General features: G+C 72.5%; 17 protein-coding genes and 1 pseudogene. 7 read left to right on the top strand and 11 right to left on the bottom strand.

The features are described 5' to 3' along the window. Positions 1 to 33 precede the first annotated feature (33 nt). A pseudogene (locus OG310_RS09420) lies at positions 34 to 396 on the bottom strand (cytosine permease); the annotation flags it as partial. Between the two features lie 176 nt (positions 397 to 572). Between OG310_RS09420 and ftsY the strand changes: the two are divergent. After that, entirely contained in the window at positions 573 to 1,796 is a 1,224-nt protein-coding gene (ftsY, locus tag OG310_RS09415) for a signal recognition particle-docking protein FtsY (protein WP_329455431.1), read from the top strand. A 174-nt stretch (positions 1,797 to 1,970) separates the two neighbouring features. Here ftsY and OG310_RS09410 read toward each other — a convergent pair whose 3' ends face one another. Beyond that, positions 1,971 to 2,654, bottom strand: a complete 684-nt coding sequence (locus OG310_RS09410; protein WP_329455430.1) for a bifunctional DNA primase/polymerase — start codon at positions 2,652 to 2,654, stop codon at positions 1,971 to 1,973. A 424-nt stretch (positions 2,655 to 3,078) separates the two neighbouring features. On the opposite strand from OG310_RS09410, the gene nsdA reads away from it, so the two are divergent. The 6 genes from nsdA to ffh all read left to right on the top strand — a co-directional run bounded on the left by nsdA (position 3,079) and on the right by ffh (position 11,405). Continuing rightward, entirely contained in the window at positions 3,079 to 4,560 is a 1,482-nt protein-coding gene (nsdA, locus tag OG310_RS09405; protein WP_329460093.1) for a transcriptional repressor NsdA, read from the top strand. A 287-nt stretch (positions 4,561 to 4,847) separates the two neighbouring features. Further along, complete coding sequence (locus OG310_RS09400; RefSeq protein WP_329455429.1) at positions 4,848 to 6,128, top strand: ammonium transporter; 1,281 nt, start codon at positions 4,848 to 4,850, stop codon at positions 6,126 to 6,128. Further along, positions 6,125 to 6,463, top strand: coding sequence for a P-II family nitrogen regulator (locus OG310_RS09395; RefSeq protein ID WP_329455428.1), 339 nt, complete (start codon positions 6,125 to 6,127; stop codon positions 6,461 to 6,463). The genes OG310_RS09400 and OG310_RS09395 overlap by 4 nt, the downstream gene beginning before the upstream one ends. Continuing rightward, a complete protein-coding gene (locus OG310_RS09390; protein ID WP_329455427.1) occupies positions 6,453 to 8,939 on the top strand; it encodes a [protein-PII] uridylyltransferase in 2,487 nt (828 codons plus the stop codon). Before OG310_RS09395 ends, OG310_RS09390 begins: the two co-directional genes overlap by 11 nt. Before the next feature lie 296 nt (positions 8,940 to 9,235). Next, a complete protein-coding gene (locus tag OG310_RS09385) occupies positions 9,236 to 9,685 on the top strand; it encodes an acyl-CoA thioesterase (RefSeq protein ID WP_329455426.1) in 450 nt (149 codons plus the stop codon). A gap of 175 nt (positions 9,686 to 9,860) precedes the next feature. After that, entirely contained in the window at positions 9,861 to 11,405 is a 1,545-nt protein-coding gene (gene ffh, locus OG310_RS09380) for a signal recognition particle protein (protein ID WP_329455425.1), read from the top strand. 194 nt (positions 11,406 to 11,599) lie between these two features. Here the strand turns inward: ffh and OG310_RS09375 are convergent, their stop codons facing one another. The 9 genes from OG310_RS09375 to OG310_RS09335 form a co-directional block, all read right to left on the bottom strand. Continuing rightward, positions 11,600 to 12,817, bottom strand: coding sequence for a phosphopentomutase (locus OG310_RS09375; protein WP_329455424.1), 1,218 nt, complete (start codon positions 12,815 to 12,817; stop codon positions 11,600 to 11,602). Positions 12,818 to 12,836: 19 nt separating this feature from the next. Further along, positions 12,837 to 14,000, bottom strand: a complete 1,164-nt coding sequence (locus OG310_RS09370; protein ID WP_329455423.1) for an alanine racemase — start codon at positions 13,998 to 14,000, stop codon at positions 12,837 to 12,839. 2 nt (positions 14,001 to 14,002) lie between these two features. Further along, complete coding sequence (locus OG310_RS09365) at positions 14,003 to 15,178, bottom strand: aminotransferase class V-fold PLP-dependent enzyme (protein WP_329455422.1); 1,176 nt, start codon at positions 15,176 to 15,178, stop codon at positions 14,003 to 14,005. Between the two features lies 1 nt (position 15,179). Continuing rightward, the gene (locus OG310_RS09360; protein ID WP_329455421.1) at positions 15,180 to 16,124 is read right to left on the bottom strand and encodes a phosphotriesterase family protein; all 945 of its coding nucleotides are present in this window, start codon (positions 16,122 to 16,124) and stop codon (positions 15,180 to 15,182) included. A gap of 34 nt (positions 16,125 to 16,158) precedes the next feature. Continuing rightward, positions 16,159 to 17,628 carry a YhfT family protein gene (locus OG310_RS09355; RefSeq protein ID WP_329455420.1) on the bottom strand — a complete coding sequence of 490 codons (1,470 nt, stop codon included), beginning with the start codon at positions 17,626 to 17,628 and terminating at the stop codon, positions 16,159 to 16,161. A 37-nt stretch (positions 17,629 to 17,665) separates the two neighbouring features. Then, a complete protein-coding gene (locus tag OG310_RS09350; RefSeq protein WP_329455419.1) occupies positions 17,666 to 18,022 on the bottom strand; it encodes a DUF2620 domain-containing protein in 357 nt (118 codons plus the stop codon). A 73-nt stretch (positions 18,023 to 18,095) separates the two neighbouring features. Beyond that, complete coding sequence (locus OG310_RS09345) at positions 18,096 to 18,470, bottom strand: PRD domain-containing protein (RefSeq protein ID WP_329455418.1); 375 nt, start codon at positions 18,468 to 18,470, stop codon at positions 18,096 to 18,098. A 160-nt stretch (positions 18,471 to 18,630) separates the two neighbouring features. Further along, entirely contained in the window at positions 18,631 to 19,569 is a 939-nt protein-coding gene (gene yhfZ / locus OG310_RS09340; protein WP_329455417.1) for a GntR family transcriptional regulator YhfZ, read from the bottom strand. Positions 19,570 to 20,070: 501 nt separating this feature from the next. Further along, a complete protein-coding gene (locus tag OG310_RS09335) occupies positions 20,071 to 20,958 on the bottom strand; it encodes a methyltransferase domain-containing protein (protein WP_443078592.1) in 888 nt (295 codons plus the stop codon). Positions 20,959 to 21,042 lie beyond the last annotated feature (84 nt).

The following is a 21,042-nucleotide window of genomic DNA, read 5'->3' as shown; positions in this document are numbered from 1 at the left end:
GGCCACGGTGTGGCGTACGACTCCGCGGTGCGCACCTGCCACCAGGCGCAGCACCGTGAGCACCGGGTGAGCGACGGTCACGGCGTTGGCCGTCTCCCCGCCGTGGCGCGCCACCCGGATCAGCGATCCGGGCAGCGGGTCGCCGCGCTGCCCGGACACGTTTTGGGACAGCGCCGTACCGGGGGCGCCGCCTCGCTTGCCCGCGAGGGGGATCAGGCCGACGATGCCGGACGAGACCTCTGACGCGCGGACCGCGACGGTGAGGATCTGCCGGATGCCGGGCCTGTCGGGGACGACGAGCCGCGCGCTGGCAGTGACGAGCAGCACCGTGATGGTGGCGCCGGCCCAGATGGGAAGGAGAGCACGGACATGTCCGGTACGTTCGCCGTCCGGCACCGGTTCGAGGCCACGTGTCTCCACCGCGCCTTCCGAAGGGCAGCAGACATCCGAAGAGGTCAATAAAAGGTACAAATTATCGCTTTACATGCTGAATGATCCTCCCGCGACCCTCTCACCGGCCGGGAGCGGCTGTGCCGGGCCGTACACGGTCGTGGCCGATACTGGGGAGCGTTATGGAACTCGTCATCCTTGTTGTAGTCATCGCGGTGGTCGTCATCGGCGGCCTCGGCGGGCTCGTGGTCGGAAAGACCCGCAGGCAGAAGAAGCTGCCGCCGCCCCCGCCCTCGTCGCCCACCATCACCGCCCCACCGTCCGAGCCCCACGTCGGCGACGAGGCCGAGACCTCGCGGGACGAAGGCCGCCGCACCATCGAGGAGGTCGGTCTCCCCGACGGGGCGACGGCCGCCGAGACACCCGTCGCCGTCGAGGACCCGGTCGTCGGGCTCGCGCCCGCGCCCCCGCTGGAGGTGCCCGAGCCGACCGCAGGCCGCCTCGTGCGCCTGCGCGCGCGCCTCGCCCGCTCGCAGAACTCCCTCGGCAAGGGGCTGCTCACGCTCCTGTCGCGCGAGTACCTCGACGAGGACACCTGGGAGGAGATCGAGGACACACTGCTCACCGCCGACGTCGGCGTGAAGCCGACGCAGGAGTTGGTGGAGCGGTTGCGTGAGCGTGTCCGTGTTCTCGGTACCCGCAGCCCCGAGGAGCTGCGCACCCTGCTGCGGGAGGAGCTGATCACGCTCCTCGGCCCCGACCTCGACCGTGAGGTGAAGACCGAGAGCGGCCTCGACACGCCCGGCGTGGTGATGGTCGTGGGCGTCAACGGCACCGGCAAGACCACCACGACCGGCAAGCTGGCCCGGGTCCTCGTCGCCGACGGCCGCTCGGTCGTGCTCGGCGCGGCCGACACCTTCCGTGCCGCCGCCGCCGACCAGCTCCAGACCTGGGGCGAGCGCGTCGGCGCCCGCACCGTACGCGGCCCCGAGGGCGGCGACCCCGCGTCGGTCGCGTTCGACGCCGTCAAGGAGGGCATCGCCGAGGGTGCGGACGTCGTCCTCATCGACACGGCGGGCCGCCTGCACACCAAGACCGGCCTGATGGACGAGCTGGGCAAGGTGAAGCGGGTCGTCGAGAAGCACGGTCCGCTGGACGAGGTGCTGCTCGTGCTCGACGCCACGACCGGACAGAACGGCCTGGTGCAGGCGCGTGTCTTCGCCGAGGTGGTGGACATCACGGGCATCGTGCTGACCAAGCTGGATGGCACGGCGAAGGGCGGCATCGTGGTGGCCGTCCAGCGCGAGCTGGGCGTCCCGGTCAAACTGGTGGGTCTCGGCGAGGGTGCCGACGACCTGGCGCCGTTCGAACCCGCCGCGTTCGTGGACGCGCTGATCGGCGACTGACGTCCCCGGCGCCCGGGTGGTGGCCGCCGACGCGACGAGAAAGGGCGGGTGACCCGCGAGGTCACCTGCCCTTCGCGCGTCCGTCCGCCCGGGGGTGCGCCGGCCGCCATCGCGTCGCCGTGCGCTCGCCGTGTCCGGGGGCCCGCGGCAGGCCGGGGGTCCGAGGGCCGGGCGCTACGCCCCCCGGCGCGGGCGTACGCGGCCCACCCGGTGGCAGATGTAGGCGAGCGTCCCCAGCAGTAGCCGGGCCGGCGGGGCCGTCGCGGCGTCCGGCGACGGCGGCCGCAGCCACCGCGCGGGCCCGAACGTCCCCATCGGGGACGGCGGCGCCACCACGTGGGACCCCTCTCCCATGCCCGCCAGGTCGAGGTCCGCGTCGTCCCAGCCCATGCGGTAGAGCAGCGCCGGCAGCTCCGCGGCGGCGCCCGGCGCCACGAAGAAGTACGCGCGCCCCGTGGGCGTCGCGAGCACCGGACCGCGCGGCAGCCCCATCCGCTCCAGCCGGGCCAGCGCGTGCACGCCCGCGCCGAGCGGCACGTCGATCACGTCGAAGCGCCGGCCCACAGGCAGCAGGACCGCGGCGCCCGGCACCTCGGACCAGGCGCGGGTCGCCTCGTCGAGGGTGGCGCCCGCCCGTACGCCCGGGAAGAAGTCGAGAGGATGCGCGCCCGGCCGCGCGCAGCACGGATCCCCGCACGAGCAGACGCCGGTGGCGGAGGAGCGGGCGCCGGCCAGCACGTCCCAGCCCCACAGTCCTGTGTACTCGGCGACCGCGGTGCAGTCCGTGGCACGACCGCGGCGGCGCGAAGCCGACCGCAGTTCCCGGATGTCCCGGATACCGCCGATGGTGAAGCCCATGCCCCCTCCAACGGGTCGAGCGCGCCGGTGGTTACGACTCGCAGTCTGCCCGTGACACTCCGTCGTCAGCGGGGCGTCGGCGAGGGCTTGTGGAGGCAATGAGGGTGGTGCGGGTCGAGCCGCGCGCCCCGGCGTACCTCACTCGGCGCGCCCTTGACCGCCGCCTGTCAAGTGAATCGTGTCTGTCCCGCGGCGAGTTCATTCGAAGGGGTGGCGAATGGTGGCGTTTGTGGAATCCCCTAGCTGGAGGGGTGATCGTAGGATTACTTTCGGTGCACGAGCCGGGGAGAAGGGCTGTTCTCGTGGGTATGCCGGAGGCACATCGGGCGACTGTTCGAAGAGTGAATCTTCGGACGGTACGCCTCGGGGCACGGCATCCTTGCAGCGGCTCGTGCGAAGGATCGAGCGGATGGGGGCGTTCCGGGTGAGCGGCAGTGGAGCGGACGAGGCGAGCACGGGCAAGCGCCCGAACGAACTGCTCGGTTCCTGGTTCGCGCGCAGCGGCTGGTCGAAGGGCGAACTCGCCCGGCAGGTCAACCGCAGGGCGCGCCAGATGGGCGCCCACCACGTCAGCACCGACACCTCCCGCGTGCGGCGGTGGCTCGACGGCGAGCAGCCACGCGAGCCCATCCCGCGGATCATGTCCGAGCTGTTCTCCGAGCGGTTCGGGTCCGTCGTCGCCGTGGAAGACCTCGGGCTGCGCAGCGCGCACCAGTCGCCCTCGGCGGCCGGGGTCGACCTGCCCTGGGCCGGCCCGCAGACCGTCGCCCTGCTCAGCGAGTTCTCGCGCAGCGACCTGATGCTCGGGCGCCGGGGGTTCCTCGGCTCGTCCCTCGCGCTGTCCGCGGGGCCCGCGCTCGTCGAGCCCATGCAGCGATGGCTCGTACCGACGCCGGGAGGCGGCGAGGCACCCGCGCCCGTCGAGGAGCAGCCCGCTGCGCGGCGCACCCCGCGCCTGTCGGACCCCGAGCTCGAACTGCTGGAGTCGACCACCGCCATGTTCCGCCTGTGGGACGCGCAGTGCGGCGGCGGGCTGCGCCGCAAGGCCGTCGTCGGGCAGTTGCACGAGGTCACCGACCTGCTCCAGGAGTCGCTGCCCCAGGCGGCCTCGCGACGCCTGTTCACCTGCGCCGCCGAACTGGCCGAGCTGGCCGGCTGGATGAGCTACGACGTCGGCCTCCAGCCCAACGCGCAGAAGTACTTCGTACTCGCGCTGCACGCCGCCAAGGAAGCCGGTGACCGCGCGCTCGGCTCGTACATCCTGTCCTCGATGAGCCGGCAGATGATCCACCTCGGCCGCCCGGACGACGCCCTCGAACTCGTCCACCTCGCCCAGTACGGCAGCCGCGACTGCGCCACCGCCCGCACCCAGGCCATGCTGCACGCGATGGAGGCGCGCGCCTACGCCGGCATGGGCCAGCCGAGCAAGTGCAAGCGGGCCGTACGGATGGCGGAGGACTCGTTCGCCGACGTCGGCGAGCACGGCGAGCCCGATCCCGACTGGATCCGCTTCTTCACCGAGGCGGAGCTGCACGCGGAGAACGCGCACTCGTTCCGCGACCTCGCCTACGTCGCGGGACGCAGCCCCACCTACGCCTCCCTCGCCGAGCCCGTCATGGAACGCGCCGTGGAGCTGTTCGAGAAGGACGAGGACCACCAGCGCTCGTACGCGCTGAACCTCATCGGCCTCGCCAGCGTCCACCTCCTCAAGCGCGAGCCCGAACAGATGGCGGCGCCCGCCAGAGCGGCGCTGGAGGTCGCCCGCTCCATCCGCTCCGAGCGCGTCAACACCCGGCTGCGCAAGACCGTCGACATCGCCGTACGGGACTTCGAGGACGTCCCCGAGGTCGTGGCGCTCGGCGAGCTGCTCGGCCCCCGCTTCCCGGAACGCGCGGAAGCGGTCTGAAACGCCGGCCGCGGTGCTTGACCCCTACCGCCCGACATGGCTCCCCCGCCGACAGGACAGCAGGGTGACACCGCGGCCGGTTCTCCTCCCCGATCACCCTCCCGAGTGACACGTTCACCCGTACGCGGCGGTGATTCACTTCGCTGTAACACGTGGCTCATCTTCGTCACCGCCTGGAAACACCGCACACGTACGACGGAAACGGCCCTGAGCGAATCTCCTCAACACAGTCGGCCCATACCAAATGTCGGATAGGGCCGATCCGACCGACGGAGGGGACGCCGGCCTTGAACGGTGCAGATACCGCGTTCGTATTGATCAGTGCCGCGCTCGTCATGCTGATGGCGCCAGGACTGGCGTTTTTCTACGGCGGCATGGTGCGGGTGAAGAGCGCCCTCAACATGCTGATGATGTCCGTCATCTCGCTGGCCGTGGTCAGCGTGCTGTGGGTCTTCTACGGATACACGCTCGCCTTCGGTGACGACCTCGGCGGCGCCGGGCTCATCGGCAATTTCGACCACCTCGGTATGAACGGCATCAACCCGGAGACGCTGACCGGCAAGGGCGGCATCCCCGTGCTCGCCTTCGCCTTCTTCCAGCTGATGTTCGCCGTCCTGACGCCGGCGCTGATGAGCGGCGCCCTGGCGGACCGCGTGAAGTTCAGCGCCTGGACCCTTTTCATCGCCCTGTGGGTGACGCTCGTCTACTTCCCTATCGCCCACTGGGTCTGGCAGTCCGGCGGCTGGCTGTTCAAGCTCGGCGTGATCGACTTCGCCGGTGGTACCGCGGTCCATATCAACGCCGGTATCGGCGGACTCGCGGCCGTTCTCGTGGTCGGCAAGCGCATCGGCTTCAAGAAGGACCCGATGCGGCCGCACAGCCTGCCGCTCGTCGTCATCGGCGCCGCGCTCCTGTGGTTCGGCTGGTTCGGCTTCAACGCCGGATCCGCGCTCGCCGCCAACGGGACCGCCGCCAACATGGCCTTCAACACCCAGATCGCCACCGCTGCCGCGATGATCGGCTGGCTCGCCTACGAACGCATCAAGCACGGCGCGTTCACCACCCTCGGTGCCGCCTCGGGCGCCGTCGCGGGCCTCGTCGCCATCACCCCCTCCGGCGCCGCGGTGAACGCCTGGGGAGCCCTGCTCATCGGCGTCGTCGCCGGGGCGATCTGCTCGTGGGCCGTCAGCCTCAAGTTCAAGCTCGGCTACGACGACTCGCTCGACGTCGTCGGTGTCCACCTCGTCGGCGGTGTCATCGGGACCCTGCTCGTCGGAGTCCTCGCCACCGGTGGCGTCGGAGGCCTCACGCAGCTCGGCAAGCAGGCCGCCGGGGCCTTCTCGGTCATGGCGTACTCCTTCGTCGTCTCCTGGCTGCTCGCGAAGCTCGTCGACAAGACGATCGGGTTCCGGGCCAGCGATGAGGACGAGATCACGGGCCTCGACATGACCCAGCACGCCGAGTCCGCCTACGACTTCACCGCGGTCGGTGGAGCCGCGGTGAACCGTAGTAGCGTGCCGGGAGACCACAACGCCGGGACGGCGAAGAACTCGAAGGTGGACGCATGAAGCTCATCACCGCCGTCGTGAAGCCGTACCGGCTGGACGAGATCAAGGAAGCCCTGCAGTCGTTCGGTGTCCAGGGCCTCACCGTCACCGAGGCCAGCGGATACGGTCGCCAGCGCGGCCACACCGAGGTCTACCGCGGTGCCGAGTACACGGTCGACCTGGTCCCCAAGGTCCGCATCGAGGTCCTGGTCGAGGACGGCGACGCCGAGGAGATCGTGGACATCGTCGTGAAGGCCGCCCGCACGGGCAAGATCGGCGACGGCAAGGTCTGGACCGTACCCGTCGAGTCCGCGGTACGGGTGCGCACCGGCGAACGCGGTCCCGATGCCCTCTGAGGATCCGGCCTCGACCCCGGCGGACACCAGCTACGCGGCGGCCCGGCTGCGCCTCCTCCAGGATGAGGCGCGGCCGGGCCGGCCGCGTCGCGAGGCGCTCGCCGCCCTCACCGACGACTGGCTCCACCGCCTGTTCGACGCGGCCGTCGCGGAGACGGGTGTGCGCGGCGCCGTCCTCGTCGCCGTCGGCGGCTACGGGCGCGGGGAACTCTCCCCGCGCAGCGACCTCGACCTGCTCCTCCTGCACGACGGCGCACCCTCCGGCGCCCTGGCGACGCTCGCCGAGCGCCTCTGGTATCCCGTGTGGGACCTCGGCGTCGCCCTCGACCACTCCGTACGCACGCCCGCCGAGGTGCGCAAGGCGGCAGCCGAGGACCTCAAGGTCCACCTCGGGCTGCTCGACGCGCGCCCGGTCGCGGGCGACGCCGGCCTGCTCACCAAGGTGCGCACCACCGTCCTCGCCGACTGGCGCAACAACGCCGTCAAACGCCTGCCGGAACTGGCCGAACTCTGCCGGGAGCGCGGCGAGCGCCACGGCGAGCTCCAGTTTCTCCTGGAGGGCGACCTCAAGGAGTCCCGCGGCGGCCTGCGCGACGCGACCGCCCTGCGCGCCGTCGCCGCGTCCTGGCTCGCCGACGCCCCGCGCGAGGGGCTCACCGAGGCCCGCACCCGGCTCCTCGACATCCGCGACACCCTCCACCTCACCACCGGGCGCGCCACCGACCGGCTCGCGCTCCAGGAACAGGACTCCGTCGCCGAGGCGCTCCACCTGCCCGACGCCGACGCCCTGCTGCGCCAGGTGTACGAGGCCGCCCGCACCATCTCGTACGCCTCCGATGTCACCTGGCGCGAGGTGAACCGCGTCCTGCGCGCGCGGGCCGCGCGGCCCCGGCTGCGCACGATGCTCGGTGTCGGCCAGAAACCCGCCGCCGAGCGCGTCCCCCTCGCGGACGGCGTCGTGGAACAGGAGGGCGAGGCCGTCCTCGCCCGTACCGCGCGCCCCGAGCGGGACGCCGTGCTGCCGCTGCGTGCCGCCGCGGCCGCGGCCCAGGCCGGGCTGCCGATCTCCCTGCACGCCGTACGCCGCCTCGCCGCCGCCGCGCCGCCACTGCCCGTGCCCTGGCCCGCCGAGGCCCGCGAGGAACTGGTCACGCTGCTGGGCGCGGGCGAACCCACCGTCGCGGTGTGGGAGGCCCTGGAGGCGGAAGGCATCATCGGCCGCCTGCTGCCCGACTGGGAGCGCGTGCACTGCCGGCCCCAGCGCAACCCGGTCCACACCTGGACCGTCGACCGGCACCTCGTCGAGACCGCCGTACGGGCCGCCTCGCTGACCCGCCGCGTCTCCCGCCCCGACCTGCTGCTCGTCTGCGCCCTCCTGCACGACCTCGGCAAGGGCTGGCCGGGCGACCACTCCGTGGTGGGCGAGACCATCGCACGGGACGTCGCCGCCCGCATCGGCTTCGACGCGGAGGACACCCGCGTCGTCGCCACGGTCGTCCGCCACCACCTGCTGCTGATCGACACCGCCACCCGGCGCGACCTGGACGACCCGGCCACCGTCGCGGCCGTCGCCCGGCACGTACGCGGGCGGGCCACGCTGGAGATCCTGCACGCGCTGACCGAGGCCGACGCGCTCGCCACCGGACCCGCGGCCTGGTCGGCGTGGCGGGCGGCACTGGTGGCTGATCTCGTGGTGCGGGTCGACGCGGCCCTCGCGGGTGAACCCGTGGAACGGCCCGGTCCCGGCGCGCCCAGCGCCCAGCAGGAGCGGCTCGCCGTCGAGGCGCTGCGCACCGGCGGCCCCGTCCTCGCGCTGCGCGCCGAACGGCCGCCGGAGGCCGAAGCGGCGGAGACGTCCGGCACCCCCGGTGAGCCCCGCCCGCCCGAGCCGGTCGGCGTGGAACTGCACATCGCCCTGCCCGACCGGCCCGGTGTACTGCCCGCCGCCGCGGGCGTGCTCGCCCTGCACCGCCTCACGGTCCGCGCCGCCGATCTGCGGGCGGTGGAACTGCCGACCGGCATGGGCGGCTCCGGCGCCACCGCCGACGTCCTGCTGCTGAGCTGGCGCGTCGCCGCCGCCTACGGAGCGCTTCCCGAGGAGGCCAGGCTCCGCGCCGACCTCGTACGCGTCCTGGACGGCACGCTCGACATCGCCGCCCGGCTCGCGGAGCGTGACGCGGCCTACCCCCGGCGGCGCGGTGCCCCGGCGCCGCCGCCGCGTGTGACGGTCGCGGGGGCCGCGTCCCGCGAGGCCACCGTGATCGAGGTGCGCGCCCAGGACGCCCCCGGCCTGCTGCACCGGATCGGGCGAGCCCTGGAGACGGCGGACGTACGGGTCCGCAGCGCGCACGTCTCCACGCTCGGCGCGAACGCCGTGGACACGGTCTATGTGACACGGCCGGACGGTGCCCCGCTGACGGCCGAGGACGCGGCGATGGTCGCCAAGCGCGTGGAGGACGCGCTGAGCGGGAACTGAGGACGATCTGAGCGGGAACTGACGGGCGGAAGGCTGGGGTGTTCCCGTCCCGCCGGGGCAGTGGACGGGTCGTACCGCATGGGCGGGCGCGATCTGTGCCCGCCCACCGCCGAGGTGCCGGTGTGATGCGTGTCGCCCCCTGCCGAGGGCCGGTGTGATGCGTGCCCGCCCGTCGCTGAGGGGCCGTGCGCTCGCCGGACGTCCGGCCCGGGGGCGCCTGCGGCCGCGCTCGCCGTGCGGGCCCAGGACATCGCTGTTTGGATGGCGGCAGCGCAGTCGTCCGAGCGGAGGGCCCCGTGTCCGTGACCACAGCCGACTACGGCTTCCTCGAACCCCAGACCGTCCACTTCGACGATCTCGACGGCTTCGGCATGCTGCACAACAGCCACTACGCCGTGCTCGCGGAGCGCGCCTGGGTCGCGTACTGGCAGCGCCGCGAGGTCGCCTTCTCCCGCGACTGGGAACTGCTGGACGACGGTTACAACGTCGCCAAGGAACTCCTGGTCGGCTTCGACCTGCCGATCGGCAGGCCCGGCACCTACGGCGTGCACGCGTGGGTGGAACGCCTCGGCCGCACCTCCCTCACCTACGGTTTCCGCGTCTGCTCCGAGGACGCGTCCCTCACCTATGCCCACGGCCACCGCACCGTCGTACGGCTTGAGCGCACCACGCTGCGGCCCACCGAGTGGAGCGGGAGGGTGCGCGAACTCTGCCAGGACCTGGGGCGTCCCGCGTCATCCGCCTGAACGGCCGGCGACCGGTCACGGCGCCGGTCGCGGGGCGGGTCGCGGGGCCGGTCCGGGGCGCCGGTCGCGGGCCCGGGCGGGGATTGCGGCGGGCAGGGGCCGGGATGTCCGCCGGTCCGGATACCCTGGAGGGCAGCCCGTACGTCCGCCCCCTAGCCGAGGATTCGCGACCACCGTGTTCGACACTCTCTCCGACCGCCTCGCAGCCACCTTCAAGAGCCTCCGGGGCAAAGGGCGCCTCAGCCCGGAGGACATCGACGCCACGGCACGCGAGATCCGTATCGCCCTGCTCGAAGCCGACGTGGCGCTGCCCGTCGTCCGGGCCTTCATCAGCCAGATCAAAGAGCGGGCCGCGGGTGAGGAGGTCTCCCGCGCGCTGAACCCGGCGCAGCAGGTCGTCAAGATCGTCAACGAGGAACTCGTCGGCATCCTCGGCGGCGAGACCCGGCGCCTGCGCTTCGCGAAGCAGGCACCGACCGTGATCATGCTGGCGGGCCTCCAGGGCGCGGGCAAGACCACCCTGGCGGGCAAGCTCGGTCTGTGGCTGCAGAAGCAGGGTCACTCGCCGCTGCTCGTGGCGGCCGACCTCCAACGGCCCAACGCGGTCACCCAGCTGTCCGTCGTGGCCGGCCGCGCCGGCGTCGCCGTCTACGCCCCGGAGCCGGGCAACGGTGTGGGCGACCCGGTCAAGGTCGCCAAGGACTCGATCACGTACGCGCGGGACAAGGTCCACGACGTGGTGATCGTGGACACGGCCGGCCGCCTGGGCATCGACCAGGAGCTGATGCGGCAGGCCGCGGACATCCGCGACGCCGTCTCGCCCGACGAGGTCCTCTACGTCGTCGACGCGATGATCGGCCAGGACGCGGTCAACACCGCGGAGGCGTTCCGCGACGGCGTCGGTTTCGACGGTGTCGTGCTCTCCAAGCTCGACGGTGACGCGCGCGGTGGTGCCGCGCTGTCCATCGCGCATGTGACCGGCAAGCAGATCATGTTCGCCTCCAACGGCGAGAAGCTGGACGAGTTCGACGCGTTCCACCCGGACCGCATGGCCTCCCGCATCCTCGACATGGGTGACCTGCTCAGCCTCATCGAGAAGGCCGAACAGACCTTCAGCCAGGACGAGGCCGAGAAGATGGCCGCGAAACTGGCGAAGGGCCCGAAGGAGTTCACGCTCGACGACTTCCTGTCCCAGATGGAGCAGGTCAGGAAGATGGGCTCGCTGTCCAAGCTGCTCGGGATGCTGCCGGGCATGGGGCAGATGAAGGAGCAGATCAACAACCTCGACGAGCGGGACGTCGACCGCACGGCCGCGATCATCAAGTCGATGACGCCGGGCGAGCGCGCCGAGCCCACGATCATCAACGGTTCGCGCCGCGCCCGTATCGCCCGTGGTTCCGGTGTCGAGGTCGGCGCGGTGAAGAACCTGGTGGAGCGGTTCTTCGAAGCCCGGAAGATGATGTCGCGGATGGCGCAGGGCGGCGGCATGCCGGGGATGCCCGGCATGCCGGGCATGGGCGGCGGCCCCGGCAGGCAGAAGAAGAAGCAGAAGTCGGCCAAGGGCAAGCAGCGTTCGGGCAACCCGATGAAGCGCAAGGCCGACGAGCAAGCCGCGCTCGCCCGCAGGGAGCAGGCGGCCCTCGACGGGACGGCGACGCAGGAGCCGGAGCCGAGCAAGCCGTTCGAACTGCCCGATGAGTTCAAGAAGTTCATGGGCTGACCGGTTCGGGATCCACAGCGGGGGGCACCTGCCGGACGCACACCGTCCGGCAGGTGCCCCCCGTTCGTGCGTCCAGGGGTTCCGGCCTCCTTCGCCGACGGGACTCCCGGGAGAGGCGCCGAGGCGCCGTAGGGCAGGCCGCAGAGCTGGGCGGCGCGGGGCCGGGCCCCGGGCACGCCCCGCACCGCACCGCGTCAGCGGGTGGCCGAGCCGTTCGCCAGTGTCCGGGTGTCCAGGCCGAGGGAAGCCGCGGCGATGGCGCCGACGTCGGCGAGGGTCGGGGCGTCCGGCCGTATCTCCGTGCCGCCCGCCCCGGGCCGATGGATCAGCACGGGAACGAACTCCCGGGTGTGGTACGCGTGCCCGATGGTGGGGTCGTTGCCATGGTCGCCGGTGACGATCAGCAGGTCGCCCGGGGTGTCCAGCAGACCGATCAGCTCGAACAGGCCGGCGTCCGCCTCCTCCAGCACCCGCCCGTACCGCTCGGTGTCCTGCTGGTGCCCCGCGAGGTCCGTCTCCTGGACATTGGCCACCACGAGGGCATCCGCGCCCGCGCCCCGCACGGCGTCCAGGGTGTGGGCGACGACCTCGGCCGTCGCGACGGCGGGGCGCCGCTCCGCCGCCTCGCAGGCGAGGACGTCGGCGGCCTTGCCGATCAGGGTCACGGGGACGCCGGAGCGCGCCGCGAGGTCCGGCAACTGCCGGGTGTGGTCGATGTCCGCGCCCAGATGCCGCACTTCCAGGCCGCCGTTGCGGTAGAAGCCGGTGGCAGGTGTGTCCAGACCGATCGTGCCGCCGTCGCCGTCACGTACGAACCCGGCCAGCGGGCCGTCCGCGTGCCCACCGACCGCGATCACGCGGGCGACCGGCGCGACCGTGCGTACCGTACGGGCGATCGCGAGGACACCCTCGAAGGGCAGGTCCTCCAGGCGGGCCGACGCGTTCCAGTTGATGCCGGGGTCGGCCTCCAGGTTGTCGTGGACCAGTACGGCGTCGTCGACGATCAGCAGCGGCCTGCCGCCGAGCAGCGACACCGTGTGCCCTGCCGCCTTCAGGGCGCCTGTCACCTCGGGCAGGTGGTCACCGAGCCGGGCCACCGTGACGCGGCTGAAGTCCGCGCCCATCATGGTCTGATGGCCCGCGAACGTGTCCGCGCCCGGATACCCGAGGGCCGCCCTGCCCACCGATACCGGCAGCGGCGTCGCGGGCGCCATGTCCCGGTGCGGATGGACGACGCCCAGACCGAGTGCCCCGAGGCCGGGCAGCCGCAGCGGGCGCCCCATCAGCTCGTGGCACCCGTCCAGGACGTGCCCGCAGGTGTCGGCGGTGATGTCGCCGGGCCGCAGGGCGCCGGCGTCGGGCATGGCGCCGACGCCGAATCCGTCGAGGACGACGATGACGGTCCTGCTCATGGTGTGTGCTCCTTCCCGGCTACAGCGCCCGGCCGAGTGCGTCGTACAGGCCGCTGAGCCGGGGCGAGCCGGTGGACAGGCCGGAGACGACGGCGACCGTCGAGCGGGTGACGAAGATCTGGGTGCGGAAGGCGAGTACGGCGGTGTCGCCGACGCGTGCGTCGTCGGCCCGCCCGGGCGCGTCGAGCAGCCGGTAGTAGTCGATGTTCTCGGCAGGTGAGGGATGCACCGCCAGCCGGACGCCGCTCGTGGGCAGCAGCGCCTCGCGGATCCCGGCGCGCGCGTAGAACCCGCCACCGTGCAGGGCGGGGCGCCCGTCCGCGAGGGTGTGCGCCACCTCGGTGACGTACACGTACGCCGGCTGTTCCGGCTGGTGCGGATCGACGGCGTGCAGCGGGGTGGTGCCGGTCAGGGAGTGGCCGGGTTCGCCGTGCGTGGCACCCAGTTCGGCGAGGAGCGGCAGCGACGCCATGGAGGTGGCGCTCGGTGCGCTCAGCTTCATGTCCCCATGGCCCCGTGAGGCGAGCAGGTCCTTGGCCTTGAGGGCCAGTTCGAACGTGGGGGTCGGGGCGGGCAGGCCGCTGACCGGGTCGCACAGCACACACGGGAACGCGGTGATCCCCGCGATCCGGATGCCGGGAAGCCGCTCGGCCCGCGCGGCGAACTCGTCGAGCTGCTCCAGGGGCACCCCGCCCTCCTGACCGGGATAGACGGAACCGGGCGCGCCTTCGAGCCGTACGAGGACGTCCTGCACCAGGCCGAGCTCCGTCGCGGCGGCCGAGACGGCGCGGGCGTTGGCGAGGTCGAAGACCGTGACGGCCTCGGGGCGCCAGGCGAGCATCTCCGGCAGGTCGCGCGGCGGGATCTGCACCAGGTGGCCGAGGTTGCCGGCGCGGGCGCCCGTGGCGTGCAGCAGCCGGGCCTCGATGGGATCGATCGCGGCGAAGTCCGGGATGTGCCGGGAGATCGCACGGATCAACTCGGGGTTGCGGCCCAGTTGCTTGACGACGAACCAGAGCGTGAGCCCGAGGCGCTCGGCCTCGGTGGCGAGCAGCGCGGCGTTCGCCTCGACGGCGTCGGCGTCCAGTACATACGTGTCGGGCGGAATGACGCCCGAGCGGTGGAGCGCCGCGGCGGTGTCGACGAGGGAGGGATTACGGGTGAGGACGGTGTCGAGGAACACGGTCAGCCCTTCAGGTCGTGCAGGGAGCGGCGCAGGATCTCGATCACGAGGTCCGCGCCGGCCCTCATCGGGTTGATCCGTACGGCCCGGTCGGCGAGTTCGGGTGCGTCGTCGAGGGACGAGCCGGACATGCGGTAGAAGAGCGGCGCGATCTCGTAACGGGAGTTGGATCCCACCGGGTAGGGAGCCGCGCCGTACCGGGCGGCGACGGCGGGGAGTTCCCGCGCCACGGGCTCGTCGAGCAGGACGATCAGGCAGCGGTCCTGGACGTTCGCCAGGCGTACGTCGGCGACGCCCGGGACCTCCCCGGCGGCCAGCCGTTCGGCGATCTCGGCGCCCACCCGCGACTGCAGCGCCCACATGACGGGCACGTGGGTCAGCGCGCGCAGCGCGTCGAGCGCCTGGTGACCCTGGACCTGGCCGCCACCCGAGTAGTTGTCCGCGCGGACCCGCTCGACCAGGTCGCGGGAGCCCACGACGGCACCCACACCCTCCGGACCGTGCAGCTTGAACAGGGAGAAGCAGGAGGCGTCGGCGCCCAGTTCGACTCCCGAGGCCGGGACGCGCAGCACCGCGTAGTTGTCGTCCACGACCGTGCGCACCCCGGCGGCGGCGCAGGCGGCCAGCACGACCGCGGGATCGTAGGCGTCGGTGAGGCGCTGCCTGCTGTGCTGTACGTAGGCCCACCGGAACCGGCCGGTGCCGAGAGCCGATTCGAGGGCGGCGGTGTCGTTGAAGTCGACCTCGACGCTTTCCACGCCGAGGCCGCGCAGTGTGACGGCGGTCGTGCGGTACACGGGCGCCCGGTGGATGAGCAGCGGTTCGCCCGCGGAGACGCCGGCCTGGAGCGCGGCCCGGATGGCACCGGTGCCGGCGCCCTGGACGAGCGCGGCGTCCTCGGCGCCCAGGAAGTCGGCGAGGACCGCTTCCACCCCGGCGGTCGTACGGGGCCTGCCGAGGCCCGGTACGACGCCGGTGTCCGCGGCGAACAGCTGCGGGCCCTCGAAGTGTGCCGCCGTGCACTCCAGCAGCCGGTACTGCGCGCGGACGGCGTCCTCCAGCGGCACGGTGGGCAGGGGATGGGTCTCGGGGAGCGTGGCCCCGGACGGCCGCGCGCCGGCCGTGCCGGCGGTGGATGCGGTGGAGGTGGGGGGTGTGGGGGGTGTGCCGTGCGGCATGTCAGATCTCCTCGACATCTGCGCCGGTGAGGAAGCGCAGGGGATTGCGGCGCGTGATGAGGTCCACGAGGTCGTCGTCGACACCCGCCGCGCGCGCCTTGGGCAGGAAGGACCGGAACAGGTGTCCGTAGCCCTGTCCGCCCTCGGCCGCCAGGTAGCCGTGGCGGGAGATGTCGCAGCTCAGCAGCGCCCGGTCCGCGTGGCCCGCGTCGAGCAGGTCGAGCAGCAGCCGCAGCCGCGTCCCGTCGCTCTGGTAGCTCGCCTTCCCGACGGTGTCGAAGGCGACGTACGCGCCCTCGGCGGCCAGCGCGCGATGGACCGCCGGATCGTCCAGCAGGTCCTGGTGACCGACGGAGATCCGGTGCGGCGCCAGGCCCGCCCCGGTGAGGATGTCCAGCTGGGCGAGGCCGCCCCGGCCCAGCTGGGCGTGGGTCGCCAGTGACAGCCCGCCCGCGCACGCGGCGCGGGCGGACGCGATCAGCACCCGTGTCTCCGCCGGGCTCGGCAGGTCCCCATGGCTGCCGATCTCACCGATGACGCCGGGCCGGACGCCCGTCGTGCCGATGCCCGCCTCGATCTCCTCAAGGAGGGTCTCCGTGAGGCGGCCGGTGTCGCTGTCGCCGACTTCGGCGGGGTGGAACGGCTCGTAGTACCAGCCGGTGGCCGCGACGACCGCGACATCGGTCCCGGCCGACAGCCGGGCCAGGGCGCGTGCATCGCGTCCCATGCCGCGGCACGTCAGCTCGACGACGGCGGAGAGGCCGAACTCGTCGCGCAGGGCGGAGAGTTCCCCGGCCACGGCGGGCGCGTGCGCCTCCGGGTCGAGGACGGCCGCCCCGTCGCCCGCGCGGTCGAGGTCCAGGACCAGGTGCTCGTGGGCGAGCACCGGGCCCCGTACCTCCGACACGGACAGCGGCCCGGTGACGGTACGCAGGTGGTGTTGCATGGTGCGGGTGCCTTTCCGGGCCGGGGAGCGGCCCTCAGCCCTTCACAGGGGTGAACAGGTCGAGCCAGTACAGGACGTTGAGGAGGATCCCGCCGACGATCACCGCCGCGGGGGCCGCCGCCATCCGCACCACGGGCCGGCCCATCGCCTCGTTGATGAGGTAGAGCCCGCCGACGACGAGGATGCCGAGCCCGCCGCCCATCACGTTCGCCGCGAGCAGCGAGCCGAACAGGATGGCCAGTTGCAGGGTGTCCGTGATGGCGCTGCGCAGGTGCTCCGAGGAGTCCCGGACGCTCGGGAGCCTGCCGAGGACCTTGCCGATGGACGACAGGCCGAGGATCTCCAGGGCGAGGACCAAGGCGCCGGCGACGGCCGCCAGGATCGGGTTCGGCATCAGGTACCCGATCGGGTACACGAGCGTCAGGCCCGCGATGCCGTACGTGCCGGAGGCCAGCGCGGTGGTCGCGATCAGCGGGATGAAGCCGAAGACGCGGTAGAAGTCGACCTGCGCCGCCTCGCCGACGTGCCCCTTGGCGATCAGGAAGCTCGTCGCCTCGCCACCGCCGAATATGTGCATCTGCGCGATCATGCAGACGCCGGCGCCCAGCAGCATGAACAGCGGCAGGTGCCTGCGGAGCCTGGTCGCGCTCGCGCTGAACAGGGAGGCCATCGGGTCTTCGAGATCCGCTTCCTCCTCCGTGGCCGTGCTGGTGGCCACGGCGCCCCCGCCGTCGGTGCGGGTCAGGACGGCGCCGCCGCTCCCGCCCCCGCTCCCGCCGATGCCGCCCACGGGGGGCTCCGGCGCGGCTGCCGCTGCCGCCTCGGCCGCCTCGGCCGCCTCCGCGCGGTCGGCCTTGCGCTGGAGGAGGTCCTTGCGCACGGCGAACCCGATGAGCATCAGCACACCGGCGGCCATCGCGAGGGAACCCGCGAAGACGCTCGGCCAGAGCTTCATCGTCATGATCACGAAGGCCAGTTCCACGACGGCCGTGATGCCGCCCCGCGCCCGGCCGAACTGCTTGGCCACCGCGATCACCGGGAACAGCGTGAACAGGAACAGGATGGGCGTGGACATCTGCTGCATGGCCGTCAGGAAGTCCACGGGCAGTTTGTGCGCCACGTTGTTGGCGCCGTTGAGGCCGAAGACCACGATCGCGCCCCAGCCACCGCCGAGCAGCACCGCCATCCACTTGCGGATGGCGAGGATGCCGAGGATGTCGGTGGGCAGGAACAGCAACCACGGATTGAGCACCCCGGACGACAGCGCCATCGGTGCGCCCAGGCCGAAGATGAAGCCGGCCGAGAGCCCGAACGCGACCGCCGCGGTCGCCGCGCGCGTGGCGCGCCCCTGGATGAACTCCAGCATGAAGGGGCGGGTGCCGTCGTTGAAGACGGCCAGTGCCATGTGCGAGATGAGCGCGGTGAGCGCGGCCAGCACGATGACGGTCAGTTTCTGGGTCAGCGAGAAGTCCAGCTGGGCGCTCGCTGCGAGCACTGTGCTCACGGGGTCACTCCTTCGTGCCCTGTCGGGTTTCCGGCGGTCAGCCCCGCGCCGCGATGGCGCGTGCCATGAGGGGGGCGATGACGTCGATCTGGTCGATCGCGAAGCCGAAGACGGTCTTGCCTTCGGCGAGCAGCGCGGTGATCTTCTCCTCGGTCGGCACGGAGCGGCCGAACGTGTGGCACTTGGCCGCTCCGACGAGGCCGAGCAGCACGCCGAGGGAGGCGCCCGCGCCGGTGTGGCAGGTGCCCAGGTAGTAGTCGGCCTGACGGGCGCGCAGCTTCATCGCCGCGTCCATGTCGTTGGAGACCGTGACGGTGACGCCTTCGATGCCGAGGTCGGAGACGGTCTTCGCGACCTCGGTCTTGCCGACGCCGCCGGTGAGGATCTTCGTCATGACTGGTTCCTTCTCTTCTCGCGCGAGCTGCTGGGTCGGCTGCTCGGGTGGGGCGGGGGACCGCGGGAGCGGGTCAGGCGGGGGAGTGCTGGGCGAGGACGGCCAGGTGCAGGGCCAGGAAGTTGATCTCCGAGTCGGGCAGGGCCGCGCCCAGCGCGCGTTCGGCGCGGCCGGAGACCTCGCGGGCCCGTGCCACAGCGTCCGGATGGCCGTCGAGCTCGGCCGTCACCTGTTCGTCCGTGGGGAAGGCGGCGATGGGCTCGCCGTCCAGCAGGCGGGTCAGGGCCATCATCAGATGGCTGGTGAGCATGCCCGCCGTGTCCTCCGTGACGGTGTCGCCCCCGTCGGCCAGGGCCGTCAGTTCCTCCGTGACGAAGGCGGCGACCTCCGGACGCACCTGGCCGCTCTCGCGGAACAGCTGGATGCGGAGGGCGAGTTGGTCGTCCATGGCGTTCCTCCTCCTTCGGGTCGCTTCGGCGCTTCCACGGGTCGCGGTCGCCGCACCGGTTACTGAGCGTTTCTGAATGTTCAGTAACCCGTATTTTGTATTTTGAGCTCGCAGTGGGGCCTTCTCCGCAACGAGTATGCGCGGGGGGCCCCGCTCCACGTCAGTACCAGGGCGTGCGCTTGCCCTGGAGCACCTCGTTCTGACAGTGGGCGATCGTCGGGAAGTCCAGCGCGTCACGCACGGCCGCGAGGGCCTTGGCTCCGTCCGTCCTTCCGATGATCGCCGCACTCGAATTGCGCAGCGCGAGATCGCGTGTGACCTCGTCACCGAGCGGGAGGACATCGACGCCGGGCCCGAGCCGACCGGGCGCCTCGTCCAGACTCCAGACCGTGGCGTCGGCCATGTCGTGCTGGAAGACCTCACCCAGCTGCATGTACGACGCCTCGACCCAGGTGATGTCGGCACGGTCGGCGAAGACGCGCTCCGCCAGCATGCGCTGATCCTCCGACGCGTAGTCGACCGCGACTCTGAGCCCCGACATGTCGACGTCCAGTCCATGGCGCACCAGCAGTCCGTGCGCCCCGACGTAGGTGGCGGGCCCCAGATCCGCCACCAGTTCCACGGCGTGCTCCTCGATCAGCCGGTCGGCGGCGAAGCGGGAGAGCACCACCAGGTCGACCTTCCCGTCGAGCAGCGCCGTCGTCCGCGCCCCCGCGCCCCGCATGAACGTGATCGCGAAGGGTGCGCCCGCCGCCTCGAAGGCGCGGCGCAGCCCCGTCGCGAGTCCCTCGTAGCGCCGGGAGTACGGCAGTGGCATGGCGGCGAGCAGAGTGCCGAGCCCGGACAGGCGCCAGAGTATGGACCGGTCGGAGCGGACGAGGAACGTGCCCAGGTGGCCGCGCGCCGTCGTCTCTATCGCCCCGGCGTGTTCCAGCAGCTGCAACGCGGCCTGGACGGTGCCGTTTCCCACGCCGAGTTCCTCGGCGAAGTCCCGCACGCGGGGCAGCCGCGTGTCCGGCTCGTGGTTCAGCAGGAGAACCGCGAGCTGTCGCGCCGCGAGGCCGTTGCGCGTCAGGAAACGCTCGTCAAGTCCGGTCACACGGAGACAGTAACCAGAATCCCGGATACTGACAAGGACTCTTTCGAGGGAATGTTCGACGACCTCGCGTGCTCATCGGTGGAGTCCCGCCCGCCGCTCCGCTCGGCTGGCGGCTCACCGCTGACCGGCCGCCACGGGCCACCGGATCGACCTGCGACAGGGCAGCCGAGAAAGTGGTTGGGGGGTGCCCGCTCCAGCGGCCGCCTGAGCGGTTGCGGGCTCAGCGCCACCACCCGTGGCCTCCGCTTCGGGCATCCGCGAGATGGGCCCGGTCGCCACCGGCCGGGGCGGAGCCGGCCACGACCGGCGCGAGCCGGGGCCGGTCACCCCATGCTCGCCGGAGCCGGCCGCCACGAGCCTGGTCCGGCCGCGACATCTCGGACGGGCACGCGAGCCCGACCACTCGCCATCGCGCCGCACGCGGTACCCGCCGGCGTGATCCGGGTGGCACCGGGCCGGGGGAGCATCCGCAAGCGCGTCCGGTCATCGGGCGCCCGCGGTTCACGGCACGCGGGCGATCAGGTACCGGAAGACGTTCGGCATCCACACCGTGCCGTCCTTGCGCACGTGCGGATGGAGCGCCTCCGCCATCTCCTTCTCCACCTGGCGCCTGTCGGTGGCCCGGACCGCTCCGTCGAACACGCCGGTCGAGAGCATGCCGCGCACCGCGCTCGCCAGGTCCGCGTAGCCGAACGGGCAGGACACCCTCCCGGAGCCGTCGGGCCGCAGGCCGGCACGCGCTGCCACGTCCTCCAGGTCGTCCCGGTGGGCGGGCCGCCACGTGCCCTTGCGCAGCCGGTCCGTCAGCCGCCCTGCCACCCCCAGCACCCCGGCCGCGGCGCACCGCTCCGGCGGCCCCCAGCCGGCCAGCACGACGGGCGCGCCCTGCCGGGCCAGCGGCACCGCCCGGCGCAGCGCGGGCGCCGGACTCCTGGTGTCCCCGGCCACCGACCCCACCGGGGGAAAGGAGGTGATGACGTCGAACGGCGCGCGACCGGGCTCCGAGGCGTCCGCGATGCGCTCCGGCCGCAGCAGTCGTCCGGGCGCCGCCGCGGCAGGGCGCCGCGCGGGCACGGCGCCCGCGTGCAGCCGTTCGTCCGCGAGTGCCAGCAGGTCCCGGTCGAAGTCCACGCCGGTGACCTCCGCGCCGAGCGTGGCCGCCATCAGCAGCGAGAGCCCCGAGCCGCAGCCCAGGGCGAGCAGCCTGGTCCCGTCACGTACTTCGAGCCGCTCGTAGACCGCTTCGTACAGTGGCACCAGCATCCGTTCCTGGATCTCGGCCCAGTCCCGGGCGCGCGGGCTCACGTCCGCCGTGCTCGGCGTCGCGGGGGCCGTCGCCCCGGCCGTGTTCCGGTGCAGCCTGTGGTCATCGACGAGCGTCCTTGTCATGAATTGCGCCCCAATCCGCCGAAAGGTCGGTAGTGCCCTGCCGGGTCACCCTCCGTGTGCGTGCGCACCCACATCCCCCGTATG

It is taken from the genome of Streptomyces sp. NBC_01497 (assembly GCF_036250695.1).
Classification (GTDB): domain Bacteria; phylum Actinomycetota; class Actinomycetes; order Streptomycetales; family Streptomycetaceae; genus Streptomyces.
Note: the sequence above shows the minus strand (reverse complement) of the source record. Positions and strands in the feature narration are given on the sequence as shown.